Origin of the sequence: Fictibacillus sp. Mic-4, assembly GCF_049843615.1 — a bacterium.
GTDB lineage: Bacteria > Bacillota > Bacilli > Bacillales > Fictibacillaceae > Fictibacillus_A > Fictibacillus_A gelatini.
In genome coordinates this window covers 32,002-48,173 of the sequence record NZ_JBBHZM010000014.1, presented here as the reverse complement: position 1 = coordinate 48,173, position 16,172 = coordinate 32,002, and the positions used below count along the sequence as shown (strand labels likewise).

18 protein-coding genes and 2 pseudogenes are annotated in these 16,172 nt (G+C 39.3%); 11 read left to right on the top strand and 9 right to left on the bottom strand.

Features of this window, described 5'->3' with window-relative positions:
• Positions 1-45: 45 nt before the first annotated feature.
• Entirely contained in the window at positions 46-921 is an 876-nt protein-coding gene (locus tag WD019_RS10995; protein ID WP_026677801.1) for an alpha/beta fold hydrolase, read from the bottom strand.
• Positions 922-1,061: 140 nt separating this feature from the next.
• Positions 1,062-2,126 (bottom strand): M42 family metallopeptidase, encoded by a 1,065-nt coding sequence (locus WD019_RS10990; protein ID WP_026677800.1) that lies wholly within the window; start codon positions 2,124-2,126, stop codon positions 1,062-1,064.
• A 256-nt stretch (positions 2,127-2,382) separates the two neighbouring features.
• Here WD019_RS10990 and WD019_RS10985 point away from each other — a divergent pair, with 256 nt between their 5' ends.
• Together WD019_RS10985 and WD019_RS10980 are read left to right on the top strand one after the other, a co-directional pair.
• Positions 2,383-3,693 carry a murein hydrolase activator EnvC family protein gene (locus WD019_RS10985; protein WP_425711511.1) on the top strand — a complete coding sequence of 437 codons (1,311 nt, stop codon included), beginning with the start codon at positions 2,383-2,385 and terminating at the stop codon, positions 3,691-3,693.
• 101 nt (positions 3,694-3,794) lie between these two features.
• Positions 3,795-3,941 carry a hypothetical protein gene (locus WD019_RS10980; protein ID WP_154657969.1) on the top strand — a complete coding sequence of 49 codons (147 nt, stop codon included), beginning with the start codon at positions 3,795-3,797 and terminating at the stop codon, positions 3,939-3,941.
• 51 nt (positions 3,942-3,992) lie between these two features.
• Here WD019_RS10980 and WD019_RS10975 read toward each other — a convergent pair whose 3' ends face one another.
• From WD019_RS10975 to WD019_RS10955, 5 genes and pseudogenes are all read right to left on the bottom strand, one after another.
• Positions 3,993-4,757 carry a protein-glutamine gamma-glutamyltransferase gene (locus WD019_RS10975; protein ID WP_425711510.1) on the bottom strand — a complete coding sequence of 255 codons (765 nt, stop codon included), beginning with the start codon at positions 4,755-4,757 and terminating at the stop codon, positions 3,993-3,995.
• A 127-nt stretch (positions 4,758-4,884) separates the two neighbouring features.
• The gene (locus tag WD019_RS10970) at positions 4,885-5,904 is read right to left on the bottom strand and encodes an ABC transporter permease (RefSeq protein ID WP_425711509.1); all 1,020 of its coding nucleotides are present in this window, start codon (positions 5,902-5,904) and stop codon (positions 4,885-4,887) included.
• On the bottom strand, positions 5,901-6,755 hold the full coding sequence (locus WD019_RS10965) for an ABC transporter permease subunit (protein WP_425711508.1): 855 nt from the start codon (positions 6,753-6,755) through the stop codon (positions 5,901-5,903). The genes WD019_RS10970 and WD019_RS10965 overlap by 4 nt, the downstream gene beginning before the upstream one ends.
• A gap of 131 nt (positions 6,756-6,886) precedes the next feature.
• Positions 6,887-7,426: a hypothetical protein gene (locus WD019_RS10960; RefSeq protein WP_425711507.1), complete on the bottom strand. Its 540-nt coding sequence runs from the start codon at positions 7,424-7,426 to the stop codon at positions 6,887-6,889.
• A gap of 120 nt (positions 7,427-7,546) precedes the next feature.
• Positions 7,547-8,346: pseudogene (locus WD019_RS10955) on the bottom strand (DUF2935 domain-containing protein).
• A gap of 105 nt (positions 8,347-8,451) precedes the next feature.
• On the opposite strand from WD019_RS10955, the gene WD019_RS10950 reads away from it, so the two are divergent.
• The 4 genes from WD019_RS10950 (at position 8,452) to WD019_RS10935 (ending at position 11,249) form a co-directional block, all read left to right on the top strand.
• The gene (locus tag WD019_RS10950) at positions 8,452-9,171 is read left to right on the top strand and encodes a helix-turn-helix domain-containing protein (RefSeq protein WP_425711506.1); all 720 of its coding nucleotides are present in this window, start codon (positions 8,452-8,454) and stop codon (positions 9,169-9,171) included.
• 61 nt (positions 9,172-9,232) lie between these two features.
• Positions 9,233-10,147, top strand: coding sequence for a DMT family transporter (locus WD019_RS10945; protein ID WP_425711505.1), 915 nt, complete (start codon positions 9,233-9,235; stop codon positions 10,145-10,147).
• A 90-nt stretch (positions 10,148-10,237) separates the two neighbouring features.
• The gene (locus WD019_RS10940; protein ID WP_425711504.1) at positions 10,238-11,092 is read left to right on the top strand and encodes a hypothetical protein; all 855 of its coding nucleotides are present in this window, start codon (positions 10,238-10,240) and stop codon (positions 11,090-11,092) included.
• Between the two features lie 7 nt (positions 11,093-11,099).
• On the top strand, positions 11,100-11,249 hold the full coding sequence (locus WD019_RS10935; protein ID WP_425711503.1) for a hypothetical protein: 150 nt from the start codon (positions 11,100-11,102) through the stop codon (positions 11,247-11,249).
• An 11-nt stretch (positions 11,250-11,260) separates the two neighbouring features.
• Here the strand turns inward: WD019_RS10935 and WD019_RS10930 are convergent, their stop codons facing one another.
• A complete protein-coding gene (locus tag WD019_RS10930) occupies positions 11,261-11,407 on the bottom strand; it encodes a hypothetical protein (protein ID WP_425711502.1) in 147 nt (48 codons plus the stop codon).
• 185 nt (positions 11,408-11,592) lie between these two features.
• Here WD019_RS10930 and WD019_RS10925 point away from each other — a divergent pair, with 185 nt between their 5' ends.
• From WD019_RS10925 to WD019_RS10915, 3 genes are all read left to right on the top strand, one after another.
• Positions 11,593-12,933, top strand: a complete 1,341-nt coding sequence (locus WD019_RS10925; RefSeq protein WP_425711501.1) for an Nramp family divalent metal transporter — start codon at positions 11,593-11,595, stop codon at positions 12,931-12,933.
• Positions 12,934-13,082: 149 nt separating this feature from the next.
• Entirely contained in the window at positions 13,083-13,205 is a 123-nt protein-coding gene (locus WD019_RS10920) for a hypothetical protein (RefSeq protein ID WP_281172187.1), read from the top strand.
• Between the two features lie 95 nt (positions 13,206-13,300).
• Complete coding sequence (locus WD019_RS10915) at positions 13,301-14,089, top strand: TatD family hydrolase (protein ID WP_425711500.1); 789 nt, start codon at positions 13,301-13,303, stop codon at positions 14,087-14,089.
• Between the two features lie 92 nt (positions 14,090-14,181).
• On the opposite strand, the gene WD019_RS10910 is transcribed toward WD019_RS10915, so the two are convergent.
• A complete protein-coding gene (locus WD019_RS10910) occupies positions 14,182-14,340 on the bottom strand; it encodes a hypothetical protein (protein ID WP_154657967.1) in 159 nt (52 codons plus the stop codon).
• Positions 14,341-14,463: 123 nt separating this feature from the next.
• Here WD019_RS10910 and WD019_RS10905 point away from each other — a divergent pair.
• Together WD019_RS10905 and WD019_RS10900 are read left to right on the top strand one after the other, a co-directional pair.
• Positions 14,464-15,153 (top strand): annotated as a pseudogene (locus WD019_RS10905) (response regulator transcription factor).
• Positions 15,154-15,166: 13 nt separating this feature from the next.
• Complete coding sequence (locus tag WD019_RS10900) at positions 15,167-16,153, top strand: sensor histidine kinase (RefSeq protein WP_425711499.1); 987 nt, start codon at positions 15,167-15,169, stop codon at positions 16,151-16,153.
• Positions 16,154-16,172 lie beyond the last annotated feature (19 nt).

The following is a 16,172-nucleotide window of genomic DNA, read 5'->3' as shown; positions in this document are numbered from 1 at the left end:
TCAAAAAATTTTCTAAGCCCGCATTACAATATGCAGGCTTCCCATTTACTGAAGTTGATTAGTGGGATATTTACGAAAAAATGTGTTAACAATGCCCATAAACTCTTCAGGGTATTGGCGAAATGGAGCATGATACCCTTTTTCAATGATATGAAATTCGCTATTTTTCAAAAGACGGTGATATTGCTCGCCACTAGCAACCGGAACGGCCCTGTCTTTTCGTCCCCAGACAATTAACGTCGGCAATGTCATTTCTTTTGCTGCAATCCGCAAACGTCTCGGCCGCTGTTTGTATATCTCTTTATAGTGACGATGATCGTTGCGATTGTTTTTCACCAATCGTTCATTGTACGCCATTACTTCAGAAACGTTGGACAGTGAATCATTAAATATTGGCTTTTTACCTGGCATGCCCGCTGTCAGGGATTCTACACCCGGTGCATCAATTAATACAAGGTGGCTCACGGCCCCGGGGTAAAGGTAACTTAGATTAAGGGCAATTTCCCCTCCCATCGAATGGCCGAGTACGGCAAATTTTGTATACCCGAGTTTTTTCATTAACTTGTAGTAAAGGTTGGCATGCGTTTGGAACGAATAATAAAAATTCATCGGTTTAGATGATCTGCCGAACCCTAATAGATCGACCGAAACAATTGTAAATTGTTTGGATAGCGCTGGATAAACGGCTTTAAACCCATCGGAAGAACCACCGAAACCATGCAGCATAAGGAGCGGATACTTGCCATTGCCAATTTTTTTAAAATAAAGAGTTTGCCCTTTAATATCGACCATTTTCTCTTCCATCTTCATCATTTCCGGAAAGCTTATCCTGCGATCCGACGCATAAGAGCTTATTTGTTTTTCACTGCAGCCCGACAAAATGCAAATGAAGAGTAATCCTACTACGGCTATTTTTTTCAACCTTTGTCATCCCTTTCAGTGTGTTCCCTCCTATTATGTAACACAGTTACTGGAAATACTATGCTTTTTTTGGAATAAAAAACTCGACTTTAATCAAGTGGATCAAGTCGAGTACGCCTACTTTGTGGTGAATTTTTCTTTTACTGATTGTCGTGTAAATTTTTCAGCCAGGTGCTGTCCATTTTGCGTATACATGATTTTATTAACGCTACGGCATTTTCAAAATCATCACGGTTTAATAGTCCTGTGTGGCTATGAATATAACGGGTCGGGACGGTAATCGCAATGGAAGGGACCCCCCTCCCAAAATATTGCGCAGCCCCGGCATCCGTTCCGCCGCTAACAGCATCCAATTGATATGGGATTTGTTCTTCTTCAGCTGTTTCAATTACAAAATCAAGCAGTCCTTTATGAGGAATATGATAGGAATCTTTAATGAAGATGACCGGGCCTTTACCCATTTTTGATGTTGACTTATCTCCCGGTACATCATTCGCAATCGTTACATCTACCGCAAACATTACATCAGGGGCAACAGCTTCTGTTGATGTTTTGGCACCTCGACATCCGATTTCCTCTTGCACCGTCCCAACCCCAAATACAGTATTTGGATGTTCCGTTTCCTTTAATTGTTTTAGCAATTCGATTGTAATAGAACAACCAATGCGATTATCCCACGCTTTGGCCACTAACAATTTTGGATTTTCCAACTGCGTCAATTCTGTATCAGGAATAACCATATCGCCCGGTCTAACTCCATATTCGACTGCTTGTTCTTTGCTTTCCGCTCCTATATCGATAAACATATCTTTCATTTCTACAGTTTTCTCCCGGTTTGTTTCCGGAAATTTAAATCCGATAATCCCCTTTACTTCTTTCTGCCTCGTAATGACTTTAACTTTCTGGGCCATCATATTTTGCGTCCACCAGAAACCAAGTGGTTCAATTCTCAAAAATCCTTCTTCGGTAATTTTTGTTACCATAAATCCGATTTCATCTAAATGACCTGCAACCATAATCCGCGGCCCTTCAGATGTTCCTTTTTGCTCGGCAATCAAACTTCCAAGATGATCATATTGAATAGAGTCAGCAAATGGAATGATGTATTTTTCCATTACTTTTCTTACTTCACGCTCATTTCCCGGGACACCATGTGCCTCTGTCAGCTCTTTAAACATTTTCAGCGTTTGATCCATTTTCCCAATCACACCCATTCTATCATTCTATTATCCCGAATTTTCTGAACTTCAATTCAACTATAGCATATTGCCTGTTTCACAGGCTATCATATGCACTTAACAGACAAATAAAAGCCACTTTTCTTGCATTTTTTGTCTAGCATTATCGGCTTTTGTAACATTTTGAAATATAATTGTAATAGTAATGACAGAGAAACAAACGATTTTTCAGTGGTATAATAACCTTTGTGATAATGAGATTAAGAGAAGGGGAGTATTAGTTTTGAAACGAAAGATTGCGATTACAGCACTATCTCTCAGTCTGGGATTCGGAGCATTTACATATACTACGGCTCATGCGGAATCATTAAGTGACATACATAAGAAGCAAGCGGAAAATGCGGCAAAAAAGGCAAAGAAAAACAAGGAAATGAGCAAAGTAAAAGAGCAACAGAAAGATCTGTTGAACGATTTAAGCCAAATTAATGAGAAACTGGCGACAACTGAAAATGAAATTGAATCGAAGAAGCAAGCCATTTCAAAAACGAAGTCCGAAATTGAAAAGTTGCAAAAAGAAATCAAAGTACTGGAAAAACGGATTAAAGAGCGCGATGCCATTTTAAAGGAAAGGGTTCGCTCCATGTATGAAAGCGGCGGGTCTACCGGCTATTTAGACGTAATTCTTGGTTCTAAAAGCTTCGGAGATTTCATCGACCGCATGGTTTCATTAAACGTGATTGCCCAATCGGATGAAAATATTTTAAAAGAGCAAAGAGAAGATAAGAAAAATGTCGAAGAGAAAAAAGTCCGGGTTGAATCTAAATTAGCTTCATTAAATGCAAAACTAAATGAATTGAATGCTCTTAAATCAGATTTAAATAAACAAAAAGCGGATAAAAAGAATATCGTCAAAAAGTTAAAGAAAAAAAAAGATCATATTGATGCTGAAATGAAAGATTTGAAAGAAAGAGATGCGATTTTAGCAGCTCAGGAAGAAGCGGTTAAAGCAGAAATCGAACGTGCTAAAAAAGAAGAAGCAGCTAGAAAAGCAAGAGAAGCGGCGGCTGCAAAAGCAGCACAGGCAAAAGCGGCGCAAGCTTCCAAACCGGCATCTTCCGGTCACTCAAGTTCTTCAAGCTCTCACAGTTCAAGCAGCCCGGAACCTACACCGGCCCCAACGCCGAGCGGACATGGTATGTTTATTAAACCGGCTGCAGGCGCCTTTACATCCGGCTTTGGCTCTAGAAGCGGAGAATACTCTGGTTTCCATCCGGGGGTTGATATTGCTGCACCGGGAACGGTTCCAATTGTTGCTGCAGCTGACGGAACGGTCATTCGTTCTTATTTATCATCAAGCTACGGAAATTGTGTATTCATTTCTCATTACATTGATGGGCAATTATACACAACCGTTTATGCGCACATGAGAAGCCGTCAAGTGTCTAACGGTCAGACCGTTCATCAGGGTCAGGTCATCGGCTATATGGGAAGCACTGGCTGGTCAACCGGACAACATTTACACTTTGAAATCCATAAAGGCGAGTGGAATTATCAAAAATCAAACGCGGTAAATCCAATGCAATATATTAATTAATCTGAATCACACTTTGGCGCTTTGCCAAAGTGTGTTTTTCTATTAAGAATGTATCGCATAAACCTGGGCAAACTGGTAAGGAAAAGGAAGGTGACCTCCAGATGAGTTTTACACTGGCCCAATTAAATGAACTGCAAAAAACAAAAATTAAACAGCTGGAAAATGAGTTAAATGTCGTGCTCGTTGCGTGGGAAAAAGAGGGTGAAGAAACAAACGCCCTGCAAAATATGCAAGGAGAAGGTATATAAGTATGAAAGACGTTTGCCGGCCATCGGCAAACGTCTTTTCTTTATCGTACGTTACGCTAACAATCTCCGTATCGGGTGACCCGTATATTCTGCCATCAACCTGTAATTCGGGCGGATGATTTGATTCGTTAAAAAAGCAGAAACGGTCGCACCCGGTCTTCTTCTTTGATTTAAAATTTCAATAATGCTTTCGAGTGTTCCGATGCCAATTCCGTGGCCAAAATACGTTCCATTACCTAAATCGATAATGTTTTCTCCTTGCCATTGAGGGGTTAACGGATGAAACTCGGGATTTTTTATATAAAGGACATCACCGGGCATTGAATCGCCCTGGACGGCTACAAGCTGCAAGTCTTCATCATGTTCTGTGCTCCACAATAACAGCCCTCTAAAAAGCTGGTTAAATTTCACTTCACCAATTGTATCAAGCACACCTTTATATAGTAGAATCATAATTCCGGTTGTACATTCAAATGCATATAATTTTCCATTAATGTAAATATCATTAATGGCGGCACTTGGAGTAACATCCGGCCTTAGTAAAAAACCTCCGTATCTCGTTAATAACCAATAAGCCGGATTGCATCTTGCCGTACTGAATGATGCAAAACCAGGATTGCTTTTTTTTAGTGCATAGCAGGCGGCCACAATGTTTTTTCTAAATTTGGTTTCAAACGTTAGTTGCCTGACAGTTTGATACACAAATTCTTCCCTGCTGTTGATCAATTTCATTGCAATCTGTTTTTCTTGTTGATCAAGCTGCTTTATATTCTCAATCATTGAGGCATTCACAGGCATGCCATTTACATAGATCAATTCTCCCCACCTCTTCTTTGCGCGTGCTTCTTTATCATATGACTTCTAGAGGTGAGAAGTGAGAGGTGGGAGGTTAAGTATCTCTAGAAGAAGAAAAGGCTGACCGAAACTGCCTTACTGTTTTTCGCTATGCCCCTTTTTGATCAATGAATGTAAACTTGTTTTCTGTTTTTTCTATAGTTGGCTGCTGCTGCAAAGTTGCCTTTTTGTTTTTCTTACCTTTTTTCAAAGTTTGTTTGTTTTGACTAAAATGTGTCTGCATCCCTTCTGTGATTAAATTAAAAGCGTATATGACGATCGCAAACATGATGATTGGACCTATTGCCACAAACGGATGGGTAAAGATTTCAATATAATAATTACCGATCAATCCTGACCATTCATTCGATAAAGAACGTGGTGGATCAGGAGCCATCTGGTTAAAATCAATAAACGAGCCGCCAAAAAACAGTTTAAAATACCCGAGGTGGATAAAAATAATTAAAACTTGGACACATTGCTGGGTAAAAACGATTAACATTTTCGGCACTAAATGGGGAAGCAAATGTTTATGAAAGATCCGCCATTTACTTGCCCCAAGCACTTTCGCCCCTTCGATAAACTCCTCTTTCATTAAGGCCGCCATCATATTTCCAATCATGACACTAATTAACGGTACAACCAGGACAGTTAAAATAACAACTTCCAGAATGATTCGCATCGGAAAACTGTAAAGAAAACCGTTCGCTGTATTTTGTAAAATCGGTGTTAATATAAAGATTGCGAGTATAGTAAGTGGCACATAATAAAACGAGCTTAATAGTTTCTCAAGCCATAACCTCATACTTGAACGGATGTAAAACGCATACGGAATCGCAACAAATAATGAGATAATTACTCTTACAAGCGCAATCAACACAGCAAAACAGATTGTAAATTTCGCTCCTTGCAACACCTTTAATCCAATATCATAGCCCAGTTTATCCGTCCCTAACGGAAACTTTAACGAAGGAGGAAATGGTGCCGCACCGATCACATTGCGATGGTTATCATAGATAATTTGCTGCTGGCGAATATAGCTGTCAAAGATAAACGTATGAATGAAACTCCCTGTAACCAACAAGAGAATAATCGATAATCCGATCCAAAATTTAACGCTGCGAATCATAATGCCACCTCTTCCTTCATCTTCCTGGAAAGAAGCCATTCCAGCAAGGCATACAGTACGAAAAACGGCACTGCAATTAAAATAAGGCAAATCGCCAAAATTTCCGGCCGGAAATCATCGTACATGTAATGGGTAATACCGTTCATGTTAAAAATCCACTCGACTAATAGCAAATTGGATATCATAAACCAGAGGACCGTTTTCGAAAAGTGAAACAAATTTTCATGCGTATTTCTCGTGACATGAAATAAATAAACATACACATCCTTAAGCCCTTTTGCCCGGCCAAATTCGAAATATGGCTTTTGACTTTCCTCTTCAGCAAGCAATACCATCATTTTATAAAAATAAATCGTCGGCAAAATCATCAAACAAACGATAGGAACGATATAAATTCGCTGCTCACCCATTGCCGCAACATTTGAAAGCAAAATATGCGTTTTTTTATAGAAATAGACGATAAAAATTTGCATAAGGGCAAATACAAGCAAATCTGGCAATGACTCAAAAAATGTAAGCACATTTTTAATTAATTTTCTTAGAAAAGTAGGCAACAACAGCGTTACCCATGTTAATAGTTGAGCCATTACATATGCCGAAAGTAATGAAATGATTAAAATCGTTAATGAATAAAAGTACGGGCTTAAAACCTCCGGAAAAAGCGGCATCTCCCTTCCTTTATAAAAATACGTCATGTCCCCTGCCCTATATAACCATAACGCTACCTCCTTCACCTTTTGAACATAAAGCCTGAAATCCTTCTGCATAATAAGTGCCGGTAAACCGCTGATTAAAATAATCGAAACAACGGTTAAAATCCATTGAATAATCATTTTCAGCAAGATCTTCATGGCGCTCCCCCTTTTTTATCTCCCTCTTTTAGATTAGACGTATATAAAACAAATTTTCATTCATTGTTTCTACTATTAAGAAACGCCAATTATAAAAAAGCCCCAAACTAAAAGACGGCATGCCGCCGTCTTTAGTTTGGAGAACCGTATTTTTGAATTTCTTTTGCGTGAATCTCCCTGAAAATCTGCTTTAATGATTTCCCTTCCGTTGAAATCCCTAAAGCTTTTGCTTTATTGTGTAAAAACGTTTTGATTCTTTCAGTTCGTTTTGCAGTTATGTCATTCATTACTTGTTTGAGCGATTTGTTTTTCGTCGCAATCTTTTCACGTTTGGCCATTTCATAAATTTGCGCTTTATGTAATTCCAATTTTTTATTTACAATTTGTTTGGCAATAGCCGCTGTATTCTTATCTTTAATTTGATAATGTTTCGCCAGTTTTTCTGCTCGCTTGTCGACATGCGCTTTATGCTCTTTATCCAGTTCATTATAGTGATTAGCGACATAGTTCCAAAAGTGAACTTCGGAAAGCCAGGTTCCGCTTTTCATATGATGATGGTGCATAGCGAGATGATTTACCGATCTTACCTTTGTTTCAGCCCCCGCTTTAAAGCTAAAACCTCCCAACATCAAAAACACTGCTACTGAGAGTGCCATTATTTTTATTTTCATGCCCGAGCCTCCTTGTATTTTTATACCAGTTAGTATGACCGATATCATGAAAATTATGAGTCTCGTAGTAAATCCATCCACACAATTTACGGGTGGATGGATTCACGTTGTATCACCGGTTTATTCCGTTCTTGGCTTTGTCGGGTCACAATTTGGTTGATCGACCCCCGCCGACTCAGAAAGTTTCATTAAATAATAACACTCTTCCCTTGCCATATGATCCGCCATAAGCGCAGTGAAATTCCCTAATACCTCTGCAGACAGCTCCATTTCCTCCAGCTCTTCTAAAAATTTTTTGAACAACTTCATTTCTAATTGGACATCATTATTCATCCTTTTCAATGCCGGGAATGTATCTAAATTTGTTCGCAAATAACCCGCCATTTCTACCGCTTTTAAATAAAAATGTTCAAAATGCTTTTCAAACATCTCGCTCTTTTCCCTGAGTCGATATTCGACCATATCCATATTTTGATTAACAGCGCCCGCATGAAACGCCGCATCCGACAGCCAGACAAGATGATAATGAAGTTCATGAAAAATTGGAGGTGTTTTTTGTTTCAATAAATAATCAGGATCATTACATATTCGTCTAGTTCGTTGACCATATGATTAAAGAAGCTTGGCGATAAATGAATGGACGTCGCCCCTTTTAATTTTCGTTCTAAAAGATGAAGTTTATATTCCCTTAATTCCCTTGTATATTTTTCAGCCTTTTGTGTCAGGGAAACGATGTTCGGCCTTCCTCTTGCCTCAATCAGCAAACGGTCAAATGCTTCCTTCAACGATTTCGCCCGGGCAATTTCCGTCTTTTCGTATTCAGACAGACCTTCTAAAATAAAACGGGAGTGTTCCCCGAGGATTTGCAGCCAAAACCGATGTTCAAACAAGGCGCTCTGTTCAAATGATGTTCCCGCCAATTTTGTTCCCTCCCCTTCCTTCTCCTTTCATATGTATCAAAAAAGAAAAAGGATATTCCAAAGATTTTTAATATACTGTACTATACATAGAAGGAGGTATTCGTTATGTCCATCAGGCAAACCGTTTGCGAGCGAAGAATTTATTCAGACCGTCCACATACACATGAACATGACTATTACCAGATCCTTTTCCCGCTAAAAGGAACATTAAATGTGGAGACAAGACAAAAGGATTCACAACTTGATCAACGACATTTATTAATTTTGCCGCCACAATGTGAGCATACATATTATGCAAACGAACGAAATGAATTTCTAGTATTGGATATTCCGATTGGCATGTTTCAAACACATGATGTTAAAAATGAACGCTATCTTGCCCTTAATGATAAATGGAAATCTATTCGTTTTCTTTTATTAAATGAGCTTGAGGAAGCAGATTCCGTAACGAGAATTCAGGATCTTATCCAATATGCAGCACGGTTGGTCACGCCGAAGCCAGAATCTCCTTCCATCCAATACATCCAAAACCATTTTAACGAAGCAATTTCCCTGGAAAAACTAGCTGCGATGGAAAATTATTCACCGTCATACTATATTCAATGGTTTCAAGAAAAAATGGGAATGACCCCTGTAAAATACATTCAAAAATTACGGGTAAATCATGTTAAACATTTGCTTCTCAATACAAACTATACGATTCAGCAAATCGCCCATTTGGTAGGGTATGAACATCAATCATCATTAACACGTTTGTTTCAAAAGTTTGAAGGCATTACCCCAAATCGCTATAAATTGGATAAAAATAATCAAAATTTCGGCTAAAATCCTCCTCCCCCATTCATTTAAAATGGATAAAAATAATGTTTTATGAGGAGGAATCAAGGTGAAATCATCAATGAAAGGACCGATTTATTTATCCATTGCAGCGGGGATCTGGGGCGGTATGTATGTTGTAAGCAAATATGCCCTTTATACCGTGCCTCCGATGACGCTGCTTTTTTTGCGATACTTTATCGCTTCCATCATTTTAACATTGATTTGTTTTCAGAAGGGCGAATCTTTACGTGTGAAACATTGGAGCTTATTTGTTCAGGTAGGTGCTATTGGCTATTTATTATCGATCGCGGCGCAATTTTTCGGAACAAAATATTCGTCCGCCCATTTAGGAGCATTAATTACTACGCTTTCTCCGCTTTTTTTATCGCTATTTGCGATGATTTTACTAAAAGAGAAGCTTTCCGTTAAGCAAGGGATGGCGATGCTCGCCGCTTTTATCGGTGTCATTATTATCGTCGGGTTTCCAGGGAGCGATGGAAAAAGCATGCTGGCCGGCAAAATCATCCTGCTTATTGCCGCCATTTCCTGGGGATATTATTCCGTCATTTCGAGAAAGGCATCTTCCATTTATTCACCATTGCAAATTTCAACCATTGGCATTTGGATTGCCACTTTTTTATCATTCCCGGCTGTATTTATCGAATGGCGCCAGTGGAATGTTCATGACCTCTTTGATTGGCCAATCCTGGTAAGCGTGTGTTACATCGGGATCATTTCGACGGCTGTTGCTTTTCATTGCTGGAATGTCGGGCTGAAACTGACACCATCCCATCAAGCAGGAATTTATTTTTTTCTTCAGCCTGTAGTAGGAAGCCTTCTTGGCTGGCTCATACTTGATGAACATTTATCCCTCTCCTTCTTCATCGGCAGTTTATTTATCATTTTTGGTGTTTATCAAAGCATCAAAGCAGAAGAACCATTAAATCCAGCCTCCATACAAACCACTCACGAAGCGAAATGATTTTTCGCTTCGTTTGATTTTCATTCGGATGAATTCTGTTGAAAGGTTACATAATAAGCAATACCACACTTCGATAGAATGGTGAACATCATGAACTACAAGAAAAAAACGATGGCATTTGCCTTCATCATTTTTTTGCTGATTTCTCATCAAACCATTGCCAGGGATAAGAAACCCCCTACTTATTTTCCTATAACTGAGCATGGAAAAATGATACCGTGGGAGAAAGTGAAAACATTGCTTCCAATAGGCAAAAAATTTGAAGTTATTGATTTTGAAACAGGATTCCATTTTATGGTTCAAAGACGGGCCGGGGATAAACATGCGGATGTCCAACCATTAACGTACAAAGATACAGCGATTATGAAGCACGTATTTAACGGAAAATGGAGCTGGAAGCGCCGGGCGATTATCATTCCTGCAAAAGGAAAGATGATTGCCGCTTCGATGCATGGGATGCCGCACGGTGCCGGAGCTCTTGCCAATGGATTTCCCGGACATTTCTGCATTCATTTTCCCGGGAGCACCACACATCGGACAAAAAACGAAGATCCTTCCCATCAGCTTATGATCATAAAAGCAGCAGGAAAACTGAATGATTATGCCCAAAAGGCGACACCGAAGCAAGTTGTAAACCTGTTTTTAGTAGGTATCAAACAAGGCGATGAACGCTTTATACTCCCGGCTTTAAAAAATCAAAAGCTAAAAAGAAGCTACCTTTCGATCACAAAAGATATTTCAGCGATCCAATATAAAATCCGTACAGATGGCATTCGTCCGTCATTTGTAGTAAAAACGGAAATTCCCGTTGAAGCATCGATCTACTGGAGTGAAAGAGGAAATGAAAAAACTGACCTTCTTTTTACAGTTGAGCGTCTTTCACTGACAGATCCGTGGAAAATTTCAAACATTGAGTTTGGACAGTCTAAAAGCAAAAAGGAGTAGAATTTTAATGAAAAAACGAAATGAAGATGAGCCGAAATATGCACCGGGCATGGATGACCAGGAGGAATTGAACCGGGATGCAACCAAAGAAGAAATCAAAAAAGGAGATTATACGGAAGTTACCACTTTATCTTATGATGAAGTAGGTCCAAGTTAAAGCGGGCATCTTTATATGCCCGCTTCGTTTTCTTGCACATTTTCATTTAAATACTCATTTTCACCAGGTACAAAATCATTTTTCCGCAAATCCTCATCAGTATTCAATCCCAAATGGTATTTGCCTTGTTTTTCTTCTTTTTCACTTTTTCTTCTCATCGTTCCTCTCCTCTCTTCATTTTGTTTTATTAGTAATTTTTCCAGAAAGCGCCCATTGGAACAAGGAATTTTTTGTAATATAATTTTACCAGAGGCAAAAAAATATTACATGATCATAATTGTAGTGTTTATTAAAAAGTAATGTTAAGATACAACAAGAACGTACGTTGAGGTAGGTGAGATCGATGTTTAAAGAAAAAGAAATAATGGACAATAGCGGCTTCAGGCAAAATCGAAAATCCGCCAGTCTACAAGAAGTTCATCAAAGCATCCCCGTCCCTAAAAGAGGGGGATTCCTTCGAAAATTTTTGGCGTTTCTTGGCCCGGGCTATTTAGTTGCGGTTGGATATATGGATCCGGGGAACTGGGCAACGTCCCTTGAAGGCGGATCAAAATATAGTTATTCATTATTATTTGTTATTTTAATTTCCAATATTATGGCAATTATTTTACAATCCCTGTCCGCAAAGCTCGGAATTGTCACGGGACGGGATTTAGCGCAGGCCTGTCGCGACCATTTTTCTAAACCGGTCTCTTTTGTTTTATGGATTCTTTGTGAGTCGGCGATTGCTGCCTGTGATCTTGCGGAAGTCATCGGTTCGGCCATTGCCCTTAACCTTTTATTCCATATTCCGCTCCTATATGGGGTGTGTATTACGGCATTTGATATTTTGCTGGTCATGCTCCTGCAAAACAAAGGGTTCCGTTATATTGAAGCATTTGTAATGGCGTTAATCGCCACAATTACCGGATGTTTTATTGTTGAGCTGTTTTTATCGCAACCGGCGATTTCCGAAGTCGTGAAAGGATTTATTCCAAGTTCGCAAATCGTTTCTAATCCAAGCATGCTCTATATTTCCCTTGGAATTTTAGGCGCAACGGTTATGCCGCACAACTTATACTTGCATTCGTCGATTGTGCAAACCCGCAAATACGAGAATTCAACGAATGGGATACGTGAAGCGATTAAATTTGCAACTCTAGATTCGACAATTGCGCTTATGCTCGCCTTATTTGTTAATGCCGGGATTCTTATTTTGGCGGCTTCCGCCTTTTATCAAACGGGCCATACAGGCGTTGCCGAAATACAGGACGCGTATAAACTGTTAACACCGCTCTTAGGCAGCGGCATTGCGAGCATCTTATTTGGAGTAGCCCTATTAGCATCAGGACAAAACTCTACCCTAACCGGAACACTCGCAGGACAAATTGTTATGGAAGGATTTTTAAACATTAAGCTGAAGCCATGGCTACGCAGGTTGGTTACGCGTCTAATTGCCATCATACCGGCAGTCATCGTCACCTTTTTATATGGCGAAAAAGGAACAAATGAATTGCTTATATTAAGCCAGGTCATTTTATCCGTCCAACTTTCTTTTGCCGTTATTCCGCTCGTTATGTTTACAGGCGATAAAAAGAAAATGGGTGAATTTGTTAACCGTCCATGGTTAAAAATCCTCGCCTGGTTTATCGCCATTCTAATTGCTGTTTTAAATCTGTATTTACTATGGACGACACTTTTTTAAAGAGATGGTCTAAACTTTTCTTTAGTTGTTAAGAATACACTACATTTGAATTTTTATTCCTGCTTCCTGATGCCACAAAAAGGCATGCTTTTTTCTATTGCACTTTGGTCAAAATATAAACATCCTTTTTTATTAAGGAGTTGAAACTTATGGCTAGAGGCAAACATTATCATCATAAGCGGAAAGGCCATGAACAACAACCGCCGAAGCACGCGGCAGAAACTGAACTTCCAGCTGAACCAAGAGCGGAACGGATGAAGCCGAACAAATAAGTTAAGCACCGGGGATCAATTCGCTCCCCGGTGCTTTTTTAAGATTGCTATGTATGGTAAAGTTGATGTATTCCAAGATTAAAGGAGTGCCTATTATGTATGGCATTGATGCCCATCTTCATTTGGATCAATATGACAAAGCCGCTCAAGAACAAATAATAAGCGAACTCAGCGAACATAAAATAAAGGGCGTCGTAACCGTATCGATGAACCTTGGCTCATGCATGAATACATATCAATTGGCTGAGGCCAATCCCGGAAAGATTTATCCCGCTTTTGGCTTTCACCCGGAGCAACCTCTTCCCTCCGAAAAAGATATCGATCTTTTATTTCAATGGATTTTCAAGCATCAAGAGATAATGGTTGCGATTGGAGAGGTTGGGCTCCCTTATTATGAGCGAACAAAAGCCGAAGAAGAAAATCGTCAATTTGAGCTTGCACCTTACATTCATTTGCTAGAGAAATTCATCCTTCTTGCAAAAGAGATAAATAAGCCGATTGTCCTTCACTCTGTATATGAAGATGCGGTGTCCACATGTGAATTGCTTGAAAAACACAGGATCAAAAAAGCGCATTTTCATTGGTATAAAGGATCGGCTTCAACGACAAAGCGATTAATGAACAACGGCTACTTTATCTCAATTACTCCTGATGTTTTTTATGAAAAAGACATCCAGGAACTAGTGAAAAAATATCCATTAGAACAAATGATGGTTGAAACCGATGGTCCATGGCCTTTTGAGGGACCGTTCGCACATAAGATGACCCATCCGAAAATAATCCATGAAGTCATTTCTAAGATTGCCGAAATTAAGAATTTACCGTTAAAAACTTCGTATGAACGGATCATGGAAAATACGATTCAGTTTTATGACTTAAAATAATGTAACCTATAAGATCTTAAAAGACGCAAAATTAAAAAGCTGATGATCTTATCACAACGAAGAAACATCAGCTTTAATTACTTTTTTTCATTTCAATAAACTTCTTTTCTGAAAATCAACTTACATTCGTCAACGACAAGACTGCTCCTTTCCTTCATCTTCAAATTAACCAACACGTCTTTTGTCAACAGGGCGGAACCCCCAATTGCTGCAATAAATGTAAAAACAGTTAGTTGTGCTATAATAAACATCGGATAAAACATCTCCCATTCGTTTTTGTTACTTTCATTTTACTTACTGGCCTGTTTTTCACCTATCGATTTTTCTTTCAGCCGACTTACATTTTTGTAAGACTTTTAAAGGAGAAGTTATTTATGAATAAAATTTTAATCGTAGAAGATGATCCAAAAATCGCTGAATTGCTCAGGTCCCATATTGAAAAATACGGGTATGAGGCATATAGCGCAAAAGACTTTGACCATGTACTTGAATACTTTCATGAAGTTCAGCCCAATTTAGTGTTGTTGGATGTGAATTTGCCAAGCTTTGACGGTTACTATTGGTGCCGCCAAATTCGCTCTATCTCGACGTGCCCCATTATTTTCATTTCTGCCCGCGCAGGGGAAATGGATCAAGTAATGGCTCTTGAAAACGGTGCAGACGATTATATTACAAAGCCGTTTCATTTTGAAATTGTCATGGCGAAAATCCGTAGCCAACTCCGAAGAGCGTATGGGGAATATGCTCCGAAAATGGAAGAGAGAATTGTTGAGTAGTCGGGGCTTACCCTATTCCCCGAGCGGATGGAACTTAAACTCGGTGAAATCGTAACATCATTAACAAAAAAAGAAGCCGTCCTTTTAGAAACGCTTTTAAAACGATTTCCTCGAGTGGTTAGCCGTGAAACGCTTTTAGAAAAGCTCTGGGACGATCAATCGTATGTTGATGATAATACATTAAATGTCAATATTACGCGTGTACGGAAAAAGCTTTCAGAATTAGGGATTACGGATGCGATTGAAACGGTTCGTGGTGCCGGTTACCGTTTCCATGTCACGTGGTGAAAGGTGAATCACCATGAAACTATTTTTTAAAGAACATGTCCCACTTATTTTAGTTACGATTGTTCAATTGTTTGTCGTACTCCTTATTTATTGGCTTGATGGCTATCATCATTTATTAACCGCATTGTATTCGGTATTTCTTGGCATTTGTTTATTGGCCGGTTACTTATTGTACCGTTATTTCACCCATCGAGCGTTTTATAAACGATTATCCGAACCTCCGCATTCGTTCGATGAAATTGCGCAAAAAACCGGCTTTTCGCCGTTAGCGGCCGCACTTGATGAATTGCTTCAGACACAGTACCGGCATTATCAAAACCAACTAAGAACGTGGGAAAGGAAAAAGAGTGAACACCTCACCTTTATGAATCAATGGGTTCATCAAATGAAAACCCCTCTTTCCGTCATCGAACTGTTAATTCAAGATGACGATGATCCTCGTTTTGAAAGTATTGCTGAAGAAACAGACCGCATGCGAAAAGGGTTAGAGATGGTTCTATATGTTGCACGGCTTGGCGTGTTTGAACATGATTTCCGGGTGGAACAAGTCCGGCTTCATGAAATAGTAGGTAAAGCTATTCATGAAAACAAAAAACTGTTTATACGAAATCATGTGTTTCCCGAAGTAACCATTGATCCTTTGTTAACTGTAGAATCCGATGCGAAATGGCTTCGATTTATCCTTAACCAATTGCTATCGAATGCCATTAAATATTCAGCGGGAAGCCATGAGAAAGTAACTGTTTCTGCTTATGCCAAAGAGCGATCCGTAATATTGGAAGTCATAGACCGGGGAATTGGTATTCCGAAAGCCGATTTATCCCGCGTTTTTCGTCCGTTTTATACCGGGGAAAACGGACGAAAATTTAAGGAGTCAACCGGTATGGGTCTATACCTTGTTCATGAAGTATGTGAAAAATTAAACCACCATATCGATTTAGATTCCGAAGCGGGCAAAGGAACAACCGCCCGTCTTACCTTTCCATTTGCCCATCATTAAATTTCCAGTTAAAGGAGCC

Excerpts from the sequence above, each read along its gene's own strand:
- WD019_RS10960 (WP_425711507.1), bottom strand. The coding sequence starts at position 7,426 with ATGAAAATAAAAATAATGGCACTCTCAGTAGCAGTGTTTTTGATGTTG.
- WD019_RS10925 (WP_425711501.1), top strand. The coding sequence starts at position 11,593 with ATGTTTAAAGAAAAAGAAATAATGGACAATAGCGGCTTCAGGCAAAAT.
- WD019_RS10965 (WP_425711508.1), bottom strand. The coding sequence starts at position 6,755 with ATGAAGATCTTGCTGAAAATGATTATTCAATGGATTTTAACCGTTGTT.
- WD019_RS10935 (WP_425711503.1), top strand. The coding sequence starts at position 11,100 with ATGAAAAAACGAAATGAAGATGAGCCGAAATATGCACCGGGCATGGAT.
- WD019_RS10930 (WP_425711502.1), bottom strand. The coding sequence starts at position 11,407 with ATGAGAAGAAAAAGTGAAAAAGAAGAAAAACAAGGCAAATACCATTTG.
- WD019_RS10900 (WP_425711499.1), top strand. The coding sequence starts at position 15,167 with ATGAAACTATTTTTTAAAGAACATGTCCCACTTATTTTAGTTACGATT.
- WD019_RS10940 (WP_425711504.1), top strand. The coding sequence starts at position 10,238 with ATGAACTACAAGAAAAAAACGATGGCATTTGCCTTCATCATTTTTTTG.
- WD019_RS10980 (WP_154657969.1), top strand. The coding sequence starts at position 3,795 with ATGAGTTTTACACTGGCCCAATTAAATGAACTGCAAAAAACAAAAATT.
- WD019_RS10915 (WP_425711500.1), top strand. The coding sequence starts at position 13,301 with ATGTATGGCATTGATGCCCATCTTCATTTGGATCAATATGACAAAGCC.
- WD019_RS10920 (WP_281172187.1), top strand. The coding sequence starts at position 13,083 with ATGGCTAGAGGCAAACATTATCATCATAAGCGGAAAGGCCATGAACAA.
- WD019_RS10970 (WP_425711509.1), bottom strand. The coding sequence starts at position 5,904 with ATGATTCGCAGCGTTAAATTTTGGATCGGATTATCGATTATTCTCTTG.
- WD019_RS10950 (WP_425711506.1), top strand. The coding sequence starts at position 8,452 with ATGTCCATCAGGCAAACCGTTTGCGAGCGAAGAATTTATTCAGACCGT.
- WD019_RS10910 (WP_154657967.1), bottom strand. The coding sequence starts at position 14,340 with ATGTTTATTATAGCACAACTAACTGTTTTTACATTTATTGCAGCAATT.